This window comes from Bizionia sediminis (genome assembly GCF_042684585.1).
GTDB classification, from domain to species: Bacteria; Bacteroidota; Bacteroidia; order Flavobacteriales; family Flavobacteriaceae; genus Algorimicrobium; species Algorimicrobium sediminis.
Genome location: NZ_JBHULS010000004.1, coordinates 154,251 through 171,300, shown reverse-complemented (window position 1 = coordinate 171,300; position 17,050 = coordinate 154,251). Strand labels below are relative to the sequence as shown.

At 35.9% G+C, this 17,050-nt stretch carries 16 protein-coding genes; 13 read left to right on the top strand and 3 right to left on the bottom strand.

Features of this window, described 5'->3' with window-relative positions; translation table 11 throughout:
* Positions 1–3: 3 nt before the first annotated feature.
* From ACFSQP_RS10490 to ACFSQP_RS10480, 3 genes are all read right to left on the bottom strand, one after another.
* Positions 4–3,900, bottom strand: a complete 3,897-nt coding sequence (locus ACFSQP_RS10490) for an efflux RND transporter permease subunit (protein ID WP_376894168.1) — start codon at positions 3,898–3,900, stop codon at positions 4–6.
* Positions 3,901–4,008: 108 nt separating this feature from the next.
* Positions 4,009–4,422, bottom strand: a complete 414-nt coding sequence (locus ACFSQP_RS10485) for an HYC_CC_PP family protein (protein ID WP_376894166.1) — start codon at positions 4,420–4,422, stop codon at positions 4,009–4,011.
* A gap of 404 nt (positions 4,423–4,826) precedes the next feature.
* Entirely contained in the window at positions 4,827–5,468 is a 642-nt protein-coding gene (locus ACFSQP_RS10480) for a DUF6266 family protein (RefSeq protein ID WP_376894164.1), read from the bottom strand.
* Positions 5,469–5,892: 424 nt separating this feature from the next.
* Between ACFSQP_RS10480 and ACFSQP_RS10475 the strand changes: the two genes are divergently transcribed.
* From ACFSQP_RS10475 to ACFSQP_RS10415, 13 genes are all read left to right on the top strand, one after another.
* The gene (locus tag ACFSQP_RS10475) at positions 5,893–6,219 is read left to right on the top strand and encodes a YegP family protein (protein WP_134200220.1); all 327 of its coding nucleotides are present in this window, start codon (positions 5,893–5,895) and stop codon (positions 6,217–6,219) included.
* Positions 6,220–7,418: 1,199 nt separating this feature from the next.
* On the top strand, positions 7,419–8,030 hold the full coding sequence (locus ACFSQP_RS10470) for a TetR/AcrR family transcriptional regulator (RefSeq protein WP_376894162.1): 612 nt from the start codon (positions 7,419–7,421) through the stop codon (positions 8,028–8,030).
* A gap of 4 nt (positions 8,031–8,034) precedes the next feature.
* Positions 8,035–9,294 (top strand): TolC family protein, encoded by a 1,260-nt coding sequence (locus ACFSQP_RS10465; RefSeq protein WP_376894160.1) that lies wholly within the window; start codon positions 8,035–8,037, stop codon positions 9,292–9,294.
* Positions 9,295–9,298: 4 nt separating this feature from the next.
* Positions 9,299–10,204 (top strand): HlyD family secretion protein, encoded by a 906-nt coding sequence (locus ACFSQP_RS10460; RefSeq protein ID WP_376894158.1) that lies wholly within the window; start codon positions 9,299–9,301, stop codon positions 10,202–10,204.
* Between the two features lie 17 nt (positions 10,205–10,221).
* Positions 10,222–10,701, top strand: coding sequence for a hypothetical protein (locus ACFSQP_RS10455; RefSeq protein ID WP_376894157.1), 480 nt, complete (start codon positions 10,222–10,224; stop codon positions 10,699–10,701).
* Positions 10,702–10,703: 2 nt separating this feature from the next.
* On the top strand, positions 10,704–11,606 hold the full coding sequence (locus ACFSQP_RS10450; RefSeq protein WP_376894155.1) for an ABC transporter ATP-binding protein: 903 nt from the start codon (positions 10,704–10,706) through the stop codon (positions 11,604–11,606).
* Positions 11,606–12,334 carry an ABC transporter ATP-binding protein gene (locus ACFSQP_RS10445; protein ID WP_376894332.1) on the top strand — a complete coding sequence of 243 codons (729 nt, stop codon included), beginning with the start codon at positions 11,606–11,608 and terminating at the stop codon, positions 12,332–12,334. Before ACFSQP_RS10450 ends, ACFSQP_RS10445 begins: the two co-directional genes overlap by 1 nt.
* A complete protein-coding gene (locus tag ACFSQP_RS10440; RefSeq protein ID WP_376894153.1) occupies positions 12,331–13,437 on the top strand; it encodes an ABC transporter permease in 1,107 nt (368 codons plus the stop codon). Before ACFSQP_RS10445 ends, ACFSQP_RS10440 begins: the two co-directional genes overlap by 4 nt.
* A gap of 1 nt (position 13,438) precedes the next feature.
* Entirely contained in the window at positions 13,439–14,560 is a 1,122-nt protein-coding gene (locus tag ACFSQP_RS10435; protein ID WP_376894151.1) for an ABC transporter permease, read from the top strand.
* A 1-nt stretch (position 14,561) separates the two neighbouring features.
* Positions 14,562–15,320, top strand: a complete 759-nt coding sequence (locus ACFSQP_RS10430; RefSeq protein WP_376894149.1) for an LOG family protein — start codon at positions 14,562–14,564, stop codon at positions 15,318–15,320.
* Entirely contained in the window at positions 15,313–15,699 is a 387-nt protein-coding gene (locus tag ACFSQP_RS10425) for a hypothetical protein (RefSeq protein ID WP_376894148.1), read from the top strand. Before ACFSQP_RS10430 ends, ACFSQP_RS10425 begins: the two co-directional genes overlap by 8 nt.
* Complete coding sequence (locus ACFSQP_RS10420) at positions 15,696–16,142, top strand: DUF2141 domain-containing protein (RefSeq protein WP_376894146.1); 447 nt, start codon at positions 15,696–15,698, stop codon at positions 16,140–16,142. Before ACFSQP_RS10425 ends, ACFSQP_RS10420 begins: the two co-directional genes overlap by 4 nt.
* Positions 16,143–16,144: 2 nt before the next feature.
* Entirely contained in the window at positions 16,145–17,041 is an 897-nt protein-coding gene (locus ACFSQP_RS10415) for a hypothetical protein (RefSeq protein ID WP_376894144.1), read from the top strand.
* The last annotated feature ends 9 nt before the right edge of the window (positions 17,042–17,050 follow it).

Genomic DNA, 17,050 nt, shown 5'->3' with positions numbered 1-17,050 from the left:
TCTCTATTCTCTATTCTCTTTTTTCTTTATTCTATATATAACCAACTCCGCTCTCCAGCTATACAAAACGGGCACTACAAACAACGTAATCAGCGCAATTAGCATGCCTCCAAAACTCGGGATTGCCATAGGAATCATGATATCACTTCCTCGACCTGTGGAGGTTAAAATTGGTAATAAAGCTAAAATGGTGGTTGCTGTCGTCATTAAACAGGGTCTGATTCGTTTTTCTCCGGCTTCGACAATAGAAGCTCTAATTTCGCTTCTGTTTTCTGGTGTGTTTTTTTCGAAAGTTTGGGTTAAATAGGTGGCCATAACCACACCATCATCGGTAGCAATTCCGAAAAGAGCAATAAACCCAACCCAAACGGCAACACTTAAATTAATAGGATGCATTTGGAACAAGTCGCGCATATTTTCGCCAAAGAAATTAAAATTTAAAAACCAATCCTGACCATAGAGCCAAATCATGATAAATCCTCCAGCAAAAGCCACTGCAATGCCGGTAAACACCATTAAAGATGTGGTTACCGAGCGAAATTGAAAGTACAGGATTATAAAAATAATGGCTAAAGCTAAAGGCACAACAACCGATAAGGTTTTCTCGGCTCGCAGTTGATTTTCGTAGGTTCCAGTAAATTGGTAATTGATACCTTTTGGAACGATTAATTGGCCAGAATCAATTTTTTGTTGAATTAAAGCTTGTGCATTTTCGACCACCGTAACTTCTGCAAAACCGTCTAATTTATCAAATAATACATAACCGACTAAAAAGGTGTCTTCACTTTTTATTACTTGAGGCCCTTGCTCATAACGAATAGCGGCAAGTTTACTTAATGGAACAGGGTTACCAGTAGCGCTGGGTATGTAAATTTGCTCTAAATCGGATGGATTAGCACGTAATTCTCGCGGATAACGCACACGAACACCATAGCGCTCTCTGCCTTCAACAGTTTGGGTTAGTACCATGCCGCCAACGGCCACCTGTAATATATCTTGTACGTCTTGTATAGAAACCCCATATCTCGCAATGTTAGCCCTATTAATATCAATTAACATATACGGTTTACCCACGATGCGGTCTGCAAAAACGGCTTCTTTTTTAACGCCTTCGGCTTCTTTAATAATCGTTTCTAATTGTACGCCAAAGGCTTCAATTTGTTTTAAATCTTGACCCTTTACCTTAATTCCCATTGGTGCTCGCATGCCGGTTTGAAGCATCACCAAACGGGTTTCAATAGGTTGTAGTTTTGGAGCCGATGTTACGCCTGGTAATTTGGTAACACGTACAATTTCGTTCCAAATATCATCTGGCGATTTAATTTCTGGTCGCCAGTTGCGGTAGAATTCGCCGTTTTTGTCTTCAATTAGTTGAGACCTTTTAACAGAATTTCCAGAAGCAATGTAACGTGTTGCTTCATCATTCTGATCATCTTTAAGAATTTCTTGATGAGATTGCTCATTGCTCGTTCCTCGCTCTGTCGGAATGACATTCGTTTTCAATTCAAATAAGCCATCATCATTAACCTTGAACCGCCCACGTTCACCATTGTCATTTAACATATATTCAGGTTTATACTGAATAATGTTTTCATACATAGAAAGCGGCGCGGGATCTAAAGCCGATTCGGTTCTACCAGCTTTACCCACGACAGATTCAATTTCTGGAATACTGGCCACGGCCATATCCAACTGCTGTAAAACGCGTTTATTTTCTTCTATTCCAGAGTGCGGCATAGAGGTGGGCATTAAAAGAAAAGAACCTTCGTTTAATGACGGCATAAATTCTTTTCCTGTGTTTTTCATGATGAAAAAACCTGCAATAACAATAGCTAAAGGAACAGATAAAAATAATAGTTTATGATCTAAACACCATCGTAAAATACGAGTGTAATACCTTCTAAATATCGTAAAAACACTCAACAAGCCAAAGCAAATAACACCTACAAAAACGAGATTCCAAAAAATACTTTTATCGACGCCTAGAGGTCTCCAATATTCTGCCAATAGAAAGACTATGGCCACTACCGAAATCAAACCATTTGCCTTTGCTAATAGTGTCTTTCCGAAAGCTAGGTTTTCTAAAGGTAAAAAATTAAATAATTTATGAAGGTTTACTATCCCATAAGCTATTAAAATAATACCCAACCAATAACCGTAAATCACGCCAGTAATTCCAGCAATAATTAAAGCGAGATTAATAATTAAAGCGACGTGTTTCCTAATAGGTTTTCTTCGGAATAAAAACGCGGCGAATGGCGGAATTAAAAACAAGGCTACCACTATAGAAGCTATTAAAGCGAAGGTTTTTGTGAAGGCTAGAGGTCTGAATAATTTACCTTCAGAGCCTATCATAGTAAAAACCGGAATAAAACTAATAATGGTTGTTAATACCGCCGTGAGTATGGCACCAGAAACTTCTGAGGTGGCATTATAAACAATTTGATTTATTGAACGTTTGTCTTTCTGGACAGCGTGAAGAACCTCATCATGAGATTTCGCTTCGCTGAACTCACGTTCCTCGTCGCTCGTAAGACGCTCTGTAGGAATGACATTTTCACTTTCGGCGTCTAAATGACGAATAATATTTTCAGAAAGTATAACACCAACATCCACCATGGTACCAATAGCAATGGCGATTCCTGAAAGGGCGACAATATTGGCATCGACATCAAACAGTTTCATGGCAATAAATACCGTTAAAACGGCAACTGGTAGTAATCCCGAAATTAAAACTGAAGCACGAAGATTAAAAACCATAACGATAATAACCAAAACGGTAATTAAAATTTGTAGTGTTAAGGCTTCATTAAGTGTGCCTATGGTTTCTTGAATAAGCTCTGTTCTGTCGTAAAAAGGAACAATAGTGACTTGCGACGTACTGCCGTCTGCCAGAACTTTAGAAGGTAAACCTGCGCTTAACTGGTTAATTTTGTCTTTAACATTATTGATAACCTCCATAGGGTTTGCGCCATAACGAGACACCACAACACCGCCAACAACTTCAGCACCTTCTTTATCCAAAATGCCTCTTCGCGCGGCAGGGCCTAAGGATACTTTAGCAATATCTTTAATGCGAATCGATGTGTAATTCTTAGAGGATACCACCGCATTTTCAAGGTCTGAAATAGACTTTATATAACCCAAACCACGCACCAAATATTCAACCTGATTTATTTCTAAGGTTTGTACCCCAATTTCTTTATTACTCGCCTTAACAGCTTTTACTACTTGATGTAACCCAATATCGTATTGGCGCATGAGTTCTGGATTGACATCCACCTGATATTCCTGCACGTAACCACCAATGGAGGCGACTTCAGAAACGCCGCTTGCGGAGGATAAAGCATACTTTACGTAATAGTCTTGAATACTCCTTAATTCGTGTAAATCCCAACCACCAGTTACTTTTCCGTTTTTATCCCGGCCCTCAAGGGTGTACCAGAATATTTGTCCTAATCCCGTAGCATCGGGACCTAGTGTAGGATTAACACCATCGGGCAATAAACCGCTAGATAAGGAGTTTAGTTTCTCGAGAATCCGACTTCTGCTCCAATAAAACTCGATATCTTCTTCAAAAATAATATAGATACTAGATACGCCAAACATCGAAGAACTTCTGATGGTTTTTACACCAGGAATACCGAGTAATGAAGTGGTTAGGGGATACGTAATTTGGTCTTCAATATCTTGAGGCGATCGTCCTTCCCATGATGTGAACACGATTTGTTGGTTTTCACCAATATCTGGAATGGCATCCACGGCTACTGGATTTGATGGTAAGAATCCGGTGTCCCAATTAAAGGGCGCGTTTACAGTTCCCCAACCTATAAACAGTATAAGAAGTAATACGGCAACGAGCTTATTTTCTATAAAAAATTTGATGCTTCTATTCAGCATATAGTTTGATTATTAAACAGTTAGACATTGGTATTGAAAAAACACCGAATACAACAAATTATCCGTATAACGTAAAGCCATAGGATAACACAGTCTATTGTTTAAAAATCAAATTAAATACGTCTCGTCTATTTTGTAGAGTTGCCTTATAACGAGCGGCGGTTTGTACGCCTCATAAGAAGCTACATTATTTTTTATACCTTCAAAAAGGTTAATATATGTGTAAACAAATGAAGTAATGAATACCTGTTGTTCAAAAGAAATTTTAGCGCTTTGCTGTTGAAGTTCGTCTTGACCTTCAATTGCTAATTGTTTATCATCGCAACAATTTTTATTGGTAATAGAACATCCTTCAGTAGCAGGTTTCTCCTTTTCCATACCGCAACCTTTGGCTTTATGGAAAATAGCTGTTTCCACTAATATCCCACCACAATAATGCATATGCATAGCAAATGACGTTGTAGAGAATAATACTACAAAAGCCATCACAAAAGCCAATATTTTAGCAGGTGTCTGTTTCATAATTATGTCGAAGTTACAAAAATTAAGTAAACCAGACGTTTGTTTAACAGAAGTTTATCCATTCACAGTTTAAAACCAAAGAAATTTTTAGTCCTCCCTTACGATTTTTAAAGGCTGCGTAACCAAGTCTATTTAATAAGACATACTACTAAATTATTTGCTACAACTTGGTAGTTTGAACACCATAAGCCAAGGTTTTAAGGTTTTTTTTTGTGGTGGTTACTTTCCGATACAATATGTAATTATCCTTGATTTTACGATAGTTACAGCATTTGGGCAACAAATAGGATACAAAAAATGCATAAAAAGAGTAAAACAAGAGCAATCATTAATAAATTCACTTACGAATATAACATAAAAAAACCGCTCGATTTGAGCGGTTTTCAAATAAAAGCACCAAGCTATTAATTGGCTATCCCAGAGCCCAAATAAGTACTGTTTGATACTTGGCTACCATCGGCAGTTATAAATGCTATAAATAGCTCTACAGTATCTCCTGCGTAGGTTGTTGGTATTGCAACAATTTGAGTTCCTACTGTTCTGTCTGCTCCATCTGTTAAAGAAATAGATTCTTTCTTTGATGGATTGTAAACCAATAACATTGCTTTATCGGTAGCATTTGCGTTACCTTCAGCAGAGTTATCATCCCAGTTAAAAGTTACTTCTCCAGCTGTTGCAAGATCTGTAGAAGGGTTCAAAGCAGCTGATAAACCTCCCCTACTTACTAATGCGGTTGCATAATCCACCTCAAAGTCTGGTTCGACTCCTGTGATGGCATTATTCAACACATAAGACATCGCAGCATTAAATGCTGTTTTCTTCACTGCTAAAAACTTATATCCTTTTTGGATAAATGGTTTAACAGCTTGAATAAATTCTAAAGTCACAGTAAACTTATTTCTTTGGTTTACCTGACCTACAGTTCTTGGATTGGCTACACTTGAAGGTTTAATTCTGATGTAGTCAATACCTTTCCAGCTTCCACCGATAATGTTTCCAACCTTACCGGAAAGCCCTCCTAAAATTCCTTGAGCAATTTTACCCATAACATAAATAATTTAAATGAAACTTACTTTTCTTCGGACTTGGTACGGACTTAACACGAAGTTGTACCTTCCATTGAAATATATGGCAACTTTTATGCTATTCGTTGGATATGGATTTTGTTGCTTCAGATTACTTCCTTTTGCATCAGAAATAAAAAAATGAACATTTTTTTTACAAAGAAAAAGAGAAAAAAGAAAGCCGTTTCTTTGATGGCGTTGACATACTGTCAAGTTTTTTGGAAAAAATATTGCCAATGGAAAGGGTTTTGAAATTTGCGCCTGACCACAGGTGCAATATTTTTTTCAAAACCCGTAGGGCTTGAACTTTATAGTATGATGAGCGTGGGATGAAGGAAGCCATCTATCTTTGCAATCTTTTTTTTCCTTTTCCTTATATTTAAGGGTAATTATAAATAAAAGCATTATGGCAAAATTTGAAGTATATCAAGATGCTCGAAATGAGTATCGTTTTAGATTAAAAGCTAACAATGGTCAAACCATATTAGCAAGTGAAGGTTATTCGGCAAAAGCTGGTTGTATGAATGGTATTGAATCTGTTCGGAAAAATTCACAAGATGACAGTAAATTCGATAGAAAAATATCAAGTAATGGTAAACATTATTTCAATTTAAAGGCCAGTAATGGTCAAGTGATTGGGACCAGTGAAATGTATGAGTCTTCCTCTGGAATGGAAAATGGTATAGCTTCTGTTAAAACTAATGCACCAAATGCTTCTGTTGTGGAAGTTTAAATTTAAACTAAAATCATCAACATAACAATAAAGCCCTCTTTTCGAGGGTTTTCTTTTTTCGACAATGTTTCTGTAGCAGGTAATCGCGTAGCGTATGGCGATAGCCATAATAGCGAGCCGCCAGCGAGTTGAGCAAGGGTGGTGTGGGAAAATTGCCCGATAGGGCTACCACGCCTACGTTGAAAACGCAAGGGTGGCGCAGGTTTTTGATGCCGTTGGATTCAGCTTGGGTGTAGCGAGGGAAAGCAAGTGTAACAATTGAATGAAGCTATTGAAGGATGGTTACCGTTTTTAAATTTTAGCAATTGTGAGTACTTATCATCATTTAATTTATAAGGAATTAAGTAGATTAAGGAAATTGAGGATTTTGATTTCACCTAACGAGCAATTGCCAATTTAAAAATGGGTTGTGAGGTGGCTGAAATAGCTGACTGAATGCGTTACTCTTGCTGTGCGTTTGCAATATAGAATAATCCGCTTTTGGATTTAAAAGACTATTTAATCAGTTATTAAAGCAGTTTTATAAGTATTTGGAAATTTCAAATTTCTTGAAGCGGTTATTGTATATGCAAAATGGCTGCCATCAAAAACTGTGACACCCGTGAACCCACAGGTGGCATAAGCCCATCTATTCCGAAATGAAACCACTTCAAAATAAAACGCTACGCTTCATTTTGAAGTCATCACATACGGTCTTGTTATGCTCAAACTTCAACATGATTTATTTTTTGTGTTTTACATTTCTCATCACGACGCTCTCATACCACCTGTGGGTTTTGCCCGCAGCGAACAGCAGGCGAGCCAAATTATGAAGCAGCGGTTGTACCCCAATTTGTATTTAGTGTGCCACAAGCACACACCTTATTGGGGTTTGGGGTGCAAGAGTAGCTGCGGGTGAGGAAGTTGTGTAATGTGTGAAGTAAAGCAAATACATAGTGCTAACGAGGATGTGCCACCGCAGTAGTACTATGTATGGTAAGCACCAATGCAACGCATTTGTGATTATGCTTTATGGAACAAAATGGAACAACTGACGAACACCTTATTACCTGCTACTCCCATTTATTTAATTCTCTATAAAAGGTATATCATTTAGAAATAACACCCTTTGTAAAAGCATAAATTTATGTTAACATAATTGTTTTTAATTATTTTTATTTACTTTTGTTAACCATACGGCTAAACTAAATGGTTATATAATGACAAAACACAAAGACAATAAAACTGAAGAACAAATATTGGAAGCAGCCCAGAAAATTTTCCAAGCTAAAGGAATGGATGGTGCACGGATGCAGGAAATTGCAGATAAAGCAAGCATCAATAAGGCAATGTTGCATTATTATTACAGAAGTAAGCAGCTTTTATTTGAGGCGGTCTTTAAAAAGGCGTTTGCCTTATTAGCCCCACAGCTTAATGCCATTCTTAATGATGATTCATCATTAGAGGATAAAATCAAAAATTTTACCCACAACTACATTAGCTTTATTATAAAACATCCTTATTTACCAAACTTCATTATTCAAGAGCTTAACAGAAATCCAAAATTCATTGAAAAAATTAAGAATAATGTCGCCTTTCCAAGTATTGACAAGTTTAAACTGCAAGTCCAAAAAGAAATTAATATTGGTAACATTATACCTATAAGTGCAGAACAGTTGTTTATAAACATTTTAGCTTTAAACATATTTCCTTTTGTAGCCACTCCATTAATTAAAGCCTTCACGGATGTTGATGACAACGATTATAAATCTCTTTTAGAAGCTCGTAAAAAAGAGGTGTCCGATTTCATTATTAATGCCATAAAAAAATAAATCTATGAAAGCTATATATATATTCGGACTATTCTTTTTAACAACGATTTTCGGTTACAGCCAAAACACAATTAGTTTAAACGAATGTTACGAAGGTTTGAAAACAAATTATCCTCTTTCTAAACAACGTGTTATTTTAGAGCAACAGAAGGAGGTCGAACTTTCGGCTATAAAAGCAAAGACATTACCGCAGCTTTATCTTAATGCCCAGGCGACCTATCAGAGTGATGTTACCGAGGTTCCAGTACCAAATATAGACATAGAGCCTTTGAATAACGACCAATATCGTGCCACACTTACAGCTAATCAGCTGATTTTCGATGGTGGAAAAATTAAAGCATCGCAAGGTTTACAAAATACCGTTACTGAAAGAAAGCAACAAGAGGTCGAAGTCAATCTGTATCAATTGAAACAACGTGTTAATCAACTTTATTTTTCAATTCTTCTGATTGAAGACCAAACTAAATTGTTAAACGTAAGAGAGCAACAATTGAATAGTAAATTAAAGGAAGTGAAATCTGGAATAGAAAACGGTGTATTGTTGCCTACTTCAGATAAAATCATTGAAGCTGAATTGTTGAAAATTTTACAGCAAACGAAAGAAGCAACCAACAATAAGTCGAAACTTATTGCATCTTTATCTTCATTAATAGGAGTTTCTATTCCTGATGAAACAGAATTTCAAAAGCCTTTGCTATTAATAAATACAGTTTCAGATTTGAACAGACCGGAATTAGGCTTGTTCAACTTACAGAAACAAGAGATAGGACAACAACAAAATATACTATCCAAATCATTGGTTCCCGAACTTAAAGGTTTTGCAACTGGCGGTTATGGTAATCCGGGATTAAATATGTTGGAAAATGACTTTACATCCTACTACATCGTTGGTTTAAAGCTAAACTGGGACGTGTTCGACTGGAATGGAAATAAGAAAGAGAGGCAAGCATTAGATTATTCAAAAGAATTGATAAGCAATCAAGAAGAAGTTTTTAGACTGAACACAAACACCGCTTTAAATGAGCAACAAAAAGAAATTGAAACGCTTGAAAGCACCATTGCTATTGACCAGCAGTTAATTTCTTTACAACAAGAAGTAGTTAATACTTCCGAATCTCAATTGAGGAATGGTGTTATTACGACCTCTGAATACATTACAGAGCTTACCAAACTTTACGAAACAGAAAATTTGTTCAATCAACATAAAACCCAATTGGAATTAGCCAAAGCCAATTACAATACCCTTAAGGGAGATACTAAATAGAAAAATGATGAAAAACATAAAGAAAATACTAATTGTACTAACCGTTATAAATGTATTAACAGCCTGTAATAATAACGGAGATAAAGCCGATGGCTATGGAAATTTTGAAGCTACTGAAATATCGGTATCAGCCGAAAACACTGGGAAACTAATGGCTTTTACTATTGAGGAAGGTACTGTACTAGAACACAACCAACTTATTGGCTATATAGACACCATTCCTCTACATCTCAAGAAAAATCAACTTATGGTGCAAAAGGATGTAATTAACGCCAAATCCAAAGGTGTTTTATCACAGATTGATGTATTGCAGGCCAAATTGAAAACAGCGAGTATCAATAAGAACAGAGTAGAAAACCTGATTAAAGATAGTGCTGGCACTCAAAAACAACTGGATGATGTGGTAGGTGAAATAGATGTCATAAAAACCCAAATAAGGAGTGTAGAAACCCAAAATGCCCCGGTAGTGAACGAATTGAAATCTATTGATGTACAATTGCAACAATTAGAAGACCAAATTCAAAAAAGCAAAATTATTAATCCAATAAACGGAACGGTTTTATCTAAATATGCCGAATCCAATGAGATTGTAGCTTTTGGAAAACCACTCTATAAGATTGCCGATTTATCAACCATGGAACTACGGGTTTATGTAAGCGAAACTCAATTGGCCAATATTTTCATAGGTGAAAGTGTAAGTGTCAAAATCGATGACCAAAATGGGATGAAAACCTATGAAGGAACTATTAGTTGGATTGCTTCAGAAGCAGAATTTACCCCAAAGATTATTCAAACCAAAGAGGAACGTGTAGCCTTGGTCTATGCGGTAAAGATACAGGTAAAAAATGATGGTAGTATAAAAATAGGAATGCCAGCTGAAATGTGGTTAAGCACAAAATCAAATCAATAAATTTTAAACTTGAAATTATGAATAAAATAATAATCGTACTCATTGCAGTATCACTACTTTTTACAGGTTGTAAAGACCTACCCAAAGAAAGCACTACAGTAAAAAACAATAAAGTTGAACATACAGAGCATCAACGTGAAAATGATTTAGTTGGCAATCACTGGATGCAAGAAATAAAATTGAATAATGGAGTTAAATGGACTGCGAATCCTGAAACAAATGAAGGTGTAGTTAGAATGCAATCCGTATTAACAACAAGTAACCTAAAAGATTTGAATGATTATCACACCATCGCCGGTGCACTTAACAAAGAAAAAAACTATGTCATTAAAGAATGTACTATGAAAGGACCTTCACACGATAATTTACACGTATGGCTGCTTCCGTTAATTGAAAAAATTGATGCTTTAAAAGAAGCTAACACCTTGGCTGAAGCACAACATATTTATAAGAGCATTGAGCAAAACGTAAATGCTTATGACGATTATTTTGAATAATTATGGGCATCACAATATCCAACATATCAAAATCTTATGGTGAAATAACCGCATTATCAGATATTTCCTTTGATGTAAAACCTGGTGAGCTTTTTGGACTTATAGGTCCTGATGGTGCAGGAAAAACCACCTTGTTCCGCATACTTACCACGCTGTTGATAGCAGATAATGGGCAAGCTACCGTAGCTGGTTATGATGTGCTTAACGATTATAAATCCATTAGAAATAGTGTTGGGTATATGCCTGGGCGTTTTTCACTTTATCAAGATTTGACCGTAGAGGAAAATTTGAATTTTTTTGCTACAATTTTTGGTACGAGCATAGAAGAGAACTATGATTTGGTAAAAGACATCTATGTACAAATAGAACCTTTTAAAAATCGTAGAGCAGGCAAACTATCAGGTGGTATGAAACAAAAGCTTGCCTTAAGCTGTGCGTTGATACACAAACCGAAAGTCCTTTTTCTGGATGAGCCTACAACTGGAGTGGACCCCGTATCGAGAAAGGAATTTTGGGAAATGCTCAAACGGTTACAGAAAAAAGGAATTACCATTTTAGTATCAACCCCGTATATGGATGAAGCTGCCTTATGTGACCGCATCGCATTAATTCAAGATGGTAACATCCTTGAAATAGAAACGCCAAACGCAATTGTTAGCCACTTTCCAAAACCGTTATACAACATCAGTGCCCAGAATATGTACAACCTCATTGAGAGTTTAACTAATTACGAGCACACCTACAGTATTTTTCCTTTTGGGGAGTTCGTACACTATACCGACAAGCGTGAACCTATAGATAAGGCAAGTTTGAAAACCTATCTGGAATTTCAAGGTCTTACAGATATTAAAATTGAAAAAACCCAACCTACCATAGAAGACACTTTTATGGAATTAGCTAAATGATGAAAGATAATAACGTTATACAAGTAGAAAATCTATCCAAGTTATTTGGGGACTTTGCAGCGGTAAACCAAATAAGTTTTCAGGTAAAGACAGGGGAAATATTTGGCTTTTTGGGAGCAAATGGTGCTGGTAAAACCACAGCAATGAAAATGCTCATTGGGATTTCTTCCCCTACTTCGGGAACCGCGACGGTTGCCGGTTTTGATGTTTATAAGGAAACCGAATCCATCAAAAAAAATATTGGGTATATGAGTCAAAAATTTGCCTTGTATGATGATTTGACAGTAAAAGAGAACATCACATTTTTTGGTGGTATTTACGGATTGACCAAAAAACAAATAGATCAAAAACGATGTGAACTGGTTGAGGAATTAGGGCTTGAAGAAGTCACAAACAGTCTTGTGGCTTCGCTACCCTTGGGATGGAAACAAAAGTTGGCGTTTTCGGTTTCTCTATTGCACGAGCCTAAAATCGTTTTTTTGGATGAGCCTACTGGCGGAGTAGATCCTATTACAAGACGTCAATTTTGGGAAATGATCTATAAAGCTGCCCATAATGGAACTACCATTTTTGTAACTACCCATTATATGGACGAAGCAGAATATTGCGACCGTGTTTCCATAATGGTCAATGGAAAAATTGAAGCTCTGGACACCCCAAAAAAGCTAAAAGAACATTATAAAACTGACACAATGAACGATGTATTTTTAAAACTGGCCAGAGGATGAAACGATTTATAGGTTTTGTAAGAAAAGAGTTTTATCACATATTCCGTGATAAACGTTCCCTATTTATATTATTCGGGATGCCCATAGCCCAAATATTATTGTTTGGTTTCGCCATCACCAATGAAATCAACAATGTTGATATAGCCATTTTAGACCAGGCCAATGATGTAACATCTAAAGAAATCATCAATAAAATAGCCGCTTCAAAACACTTTAGCATTGTTGATATTATTCAACAAGAGTCATCCATAGAATCCATATTCAAAAAAGGCAAAGTAAAAGCGGTACTTCAATTTGAAAATAACTTTGGAAATAACCTCATTAAAGAAAAACAGGCCAACGTACAAGTACTTACAGATGCCACGGATCCAAATATGGCCAGTACCATAAGTAATTACATTTCGTCAATACTTAAAAAGTATCAGCAAGAATTAAACGAAAATATTTCCATTGATTACCAGATTATACCGCAAAGCAGGATGGTTTATAACGCCGAATTGAAAAGTGTTTATATGTTTGTTCCAGGGGTTATGACTGTTATTCTGATGTTGGTTTCAGCAATGATGACTTCTATTTCCATCACCCGTGAAAAAGAACAAGGTACAATGGAAATTTTATTGGTTTCCCCTTTAAAACCATTTCAGGTAATTATAGGTAAAGTGTTTCCATACATTTTCCTATCTGTTATCAATGCCGTAGTCATCGTCTTGTTGAGCATTTTCGTGTTTAATGTGCCTGTTAATGGCAGCTTATTCTTATTAGGGATTGAAAGTGTCCTGTTTATCATCACATCATTGGCTTTGGGTATTTTAATTTCTACCATATCGGCAACACAGCAAACAGCTATGATGATTTCCCTTATGGGCTTAATGTTACCCACCATATTACTATCCGGGTTTATTTTCCCTATTAGCAGTATGCCATTACCGCTTCAGGTTATTAGCAACATCATACCTGCAAAGTGGTTTATAATCATTGTAAAAGGCATAATGTTAAAAGGTATTGGAATTGGTTTTGTTTTAAAGGAAACCTTGATTCTTCTTTTAATGACATTATTGTTCATTGGTGTAAGTGTGAAGAAATATAAAATTAGACTGGAGTAAGATGAAAATAATACTATACATTATAAAAAAGGAGTTTAAGCAAATCTTTAGAAATAAAGGAATGCTACCCATCATATTTATTTTACCTGTGCTACAATTGGTCATTTTATCCAATGCGGCTACCTACGAAATAAAAAATATACAATTTGGATATGTTGATTCCGATAACAGTAGCACGTCTAGAGGGTTGATAGAACAATTTGAAGCTTCGACTTATTTCAATGTTTCAGAAAAGTTTCCTTCTGAAAAGGAGGCTTCCCAAGCAATGCAGGAAGGTACGATTGATGCCTACTTGAATATTCCAGTGCATTTTGAACGGGATTTACAAAAAGACAAAACTAAAGACATTGGCGTATTTATTGATGCCATTGATGGTTCGGCAGCTGGAGTTATCAATGTTTATATAACCCAAATTATACAGAACTACAACAAAAATATTGCGATGGATTTGATACAGATTTCAGATACTGTACAAAAACCAAATAGTATCGATAGTATTCCTTTATTCTGGTACAACCAGACCTTGAACTACAAAACATTTATGGTGCCAGGTATTCTTGTTTTGCTCGTAACAATGATTACCCTGTTTTTATCTGGAATGAACATTGTTAGGGAAAAAGAAATAGGCACCTTGGAACAAATCAATGTTACGCCCATACGAAAAAGTCATTTTATCATAGGTAAGCTCTTCCCTTTTTGGATAATAGGTATGGGACTGTTGACCATAGGTTTAATACTCGCCAAAATTATTTTTAATACGCCTATGCTAGGTAATTTAGGACTGCTATATGCTTACACCTCTGTTTATATCTTGGTGATTTTAGGAATGGGACTTTTTATTTCAAACTACACTGATACACAACAGCAAGCAATGTTTATTGCGTGGTTCTTTATAGTGATATTTATATTAATGAGTGGCTTGTTTACACCCATTGAAAGTATGCCAAAATGGGCACAAATACTTACGGAGTTTAATCCCATTAAATATTTTGTGGAAATCATTAGAATGGTAATGCTCAAAGGGTCTGGGTTTACCGATATTTTCCCATTGGCCATAAAAACACTGGCCTATGCGATTGTAATGAACGGTTTGGCTGTTTGGAGCTACAAAAAAACAACATAAAATGAATCACAGTATCAGACATAAAAACAAATTGGTCACCAATGAATCACTGTTTATAAGAGGTCCTTTGTCCCGTTTTAGGGAATTGGGATTTGCCATTAAAGTATTCTTCAATTTTATCAGGTCTTTCCGGGTTATGCATTTTGTTGGTCCTTGTGTTACCGTTTTTGGTTCAGCACGTTTTACAAAAGAATCCGAACATTATCAAAATGCTGAAAAAATAGGAGCTGAACTTTCCAAAATGGGATTTACCGTAATGACAGGTGGTGGCCCAGGTATTATGGAAGCTGCCAATAAAGGAGCCTATGAAGCAGGAGGCTATTCTGTTGGTTGTAATATTGTACTGCCTTTTGAGCAGACACCAAACCCTTTTTTGCACAAATGGATTGATATCCCATACTTTTTTGTTCGAAAAGTCATATTGGTTAAGTACTCCTATGCTTTTGTAGTGATGCCTGGTGGTATAGGCACTCTTGATGAGTTATTTGAAGCACTAACATTAATACAAACCAAAATCATCAAAAATTTTCCTGTGGTGATTTTTGATACAGCATATCACAAAGAATTATGTGAACACATCCATTTAATGGCAGAACGTGAAAGTATTAGTGAAGCAGATTTGAAGTTGTTGTATGTTACAGATTCTATAGATGACCTTATTAGACATATAGACACATATGCGGTAAAGGAATTTGGGCTGACAAAAAAAGCACCCAAACCAAAATGGTGGTTTGGTGAAAAACTAAAAGCAAATGAATAAGAATAGTTTTATTAGAATCATTAGTGCTATTGTTTTGGTAGCCTTTGGGCTCTTGACCTTGTATTTAAGTAGCTCTATCCTATTTGATTGGTTTGACGTAAGGGCAAAACAAGGAAATTATGTGCTGTTTATTGTAGGTATCAATTTTTCGTGTGCTATCCTCTATTTAACAGCGGCTTACGGTTTCATTATTAGAAAGCTTTGGACTGTTAAAGTCTTACTGACTGCTTTGATTATTCTACTACTAGGTTTTGTTGGGCTGTTAATTCATATTAATACCGGAAACCTTTATGAAACAAAAACTGTTGGTGCAATGATTTTTAGGATTGTATTCACCATCATTCTTCTTGGAATTGCTAAAAAAATATTTAAAAAATGAAAACCTTATTAACGATACTAATATGCAGTTGGGTATTTATACCAAACAACAATTCAATTACAGAAGCGTATAGCCTTACTGTGAACATTGAGAATTTGAAAAACACGAAAGGCACATTGATTTTTTCACTCTACAATTCTGAAGGTAGTTTGCCAGATGAAAAGTTTGAACGCTACTATAAAAAGAAGAGCGTAAAAATTGATGATAAAAACATCAAGGCCACATTTAACGACCTACCTAAAGGTAACTATGCGGTTACTGTTTTACACGACGAAAACAACAATGGCAAGATTGACAAGAAATTTATGCTTCCCTTACCCAAAGAAGGTATAGGGTTTTCGAATTACGATGATTTTGGATTATCCAATCGGCCAAACTTCAAAGATGCCAGCTTTGATTTACAAAAGGACAAGACCATTACGGTTAAAGTAATTTATAAATAGAAATGAAATGCAGATTATACATACTGTTATTGTTTATAAGCTGTCATTTTTATGCGATTGCCCAAGAGATAGATTCTATTTTTCCCGAGCTGACCTTATCCAAAATTGCTCTTGTTAACCAGACCGATAGTTATATTACGTTTCCATTGGATATAGGAAACATAGAACCTTTAATGTTTGAAGCCAATGTAAATCCTTCATTCATTATCAGGGAACGGAAAGATTCTAAACTTATGGCTGTTTTAACGCCACAGATTATCATTAGGATGTACAATGAAGAATCATACCCTGTTAGAACACCAAGCTACATCCCGCAAATTTCTTTTTATTATTTGGCCAAACAAGATAATGCCAATAATAGTCTTTCAATATTTGGTAAAATTGCACACCATTCAAATGGACAAGATGGTTCGTTTTATAATGAAGATGGAACTATAAATTTACTAACTGGAAATTTTGCAACAAATTATTTTGAATTGGGGATTTTAAAATCTTCTTACAGTTCTCGACTCAATGCCATAAAAGTTTTTAAAAGCTCTATTGAAGCACACCCAAAAAGCTGGATGCTTGAAGAACTTGAAGGTTCATATAGCGGTTTGCGGTGGCATAACGCTTTTACTGCCTTTAAGATACCTTTTGGTAATAGCCGAAGCAGCCAAAGACCTCATTTTTCGGTGAAATTGGAAACTACATTGATGTTGGACCAATACAATAATCTTGACTTTTTTGATGCAGACCGTATTAATGCGGGATTGACCTTTTACTATCACCCCCAGTTTTTGGAAGATATTGGATTGTTTGTGCAATTCTATCACGGTATGGATTATTACAATATTTATTTTCAACATCAATTAGACGTCATACGATTTGGGATTATGACCGAAATTTTACGCTTTTAACAACTTCAA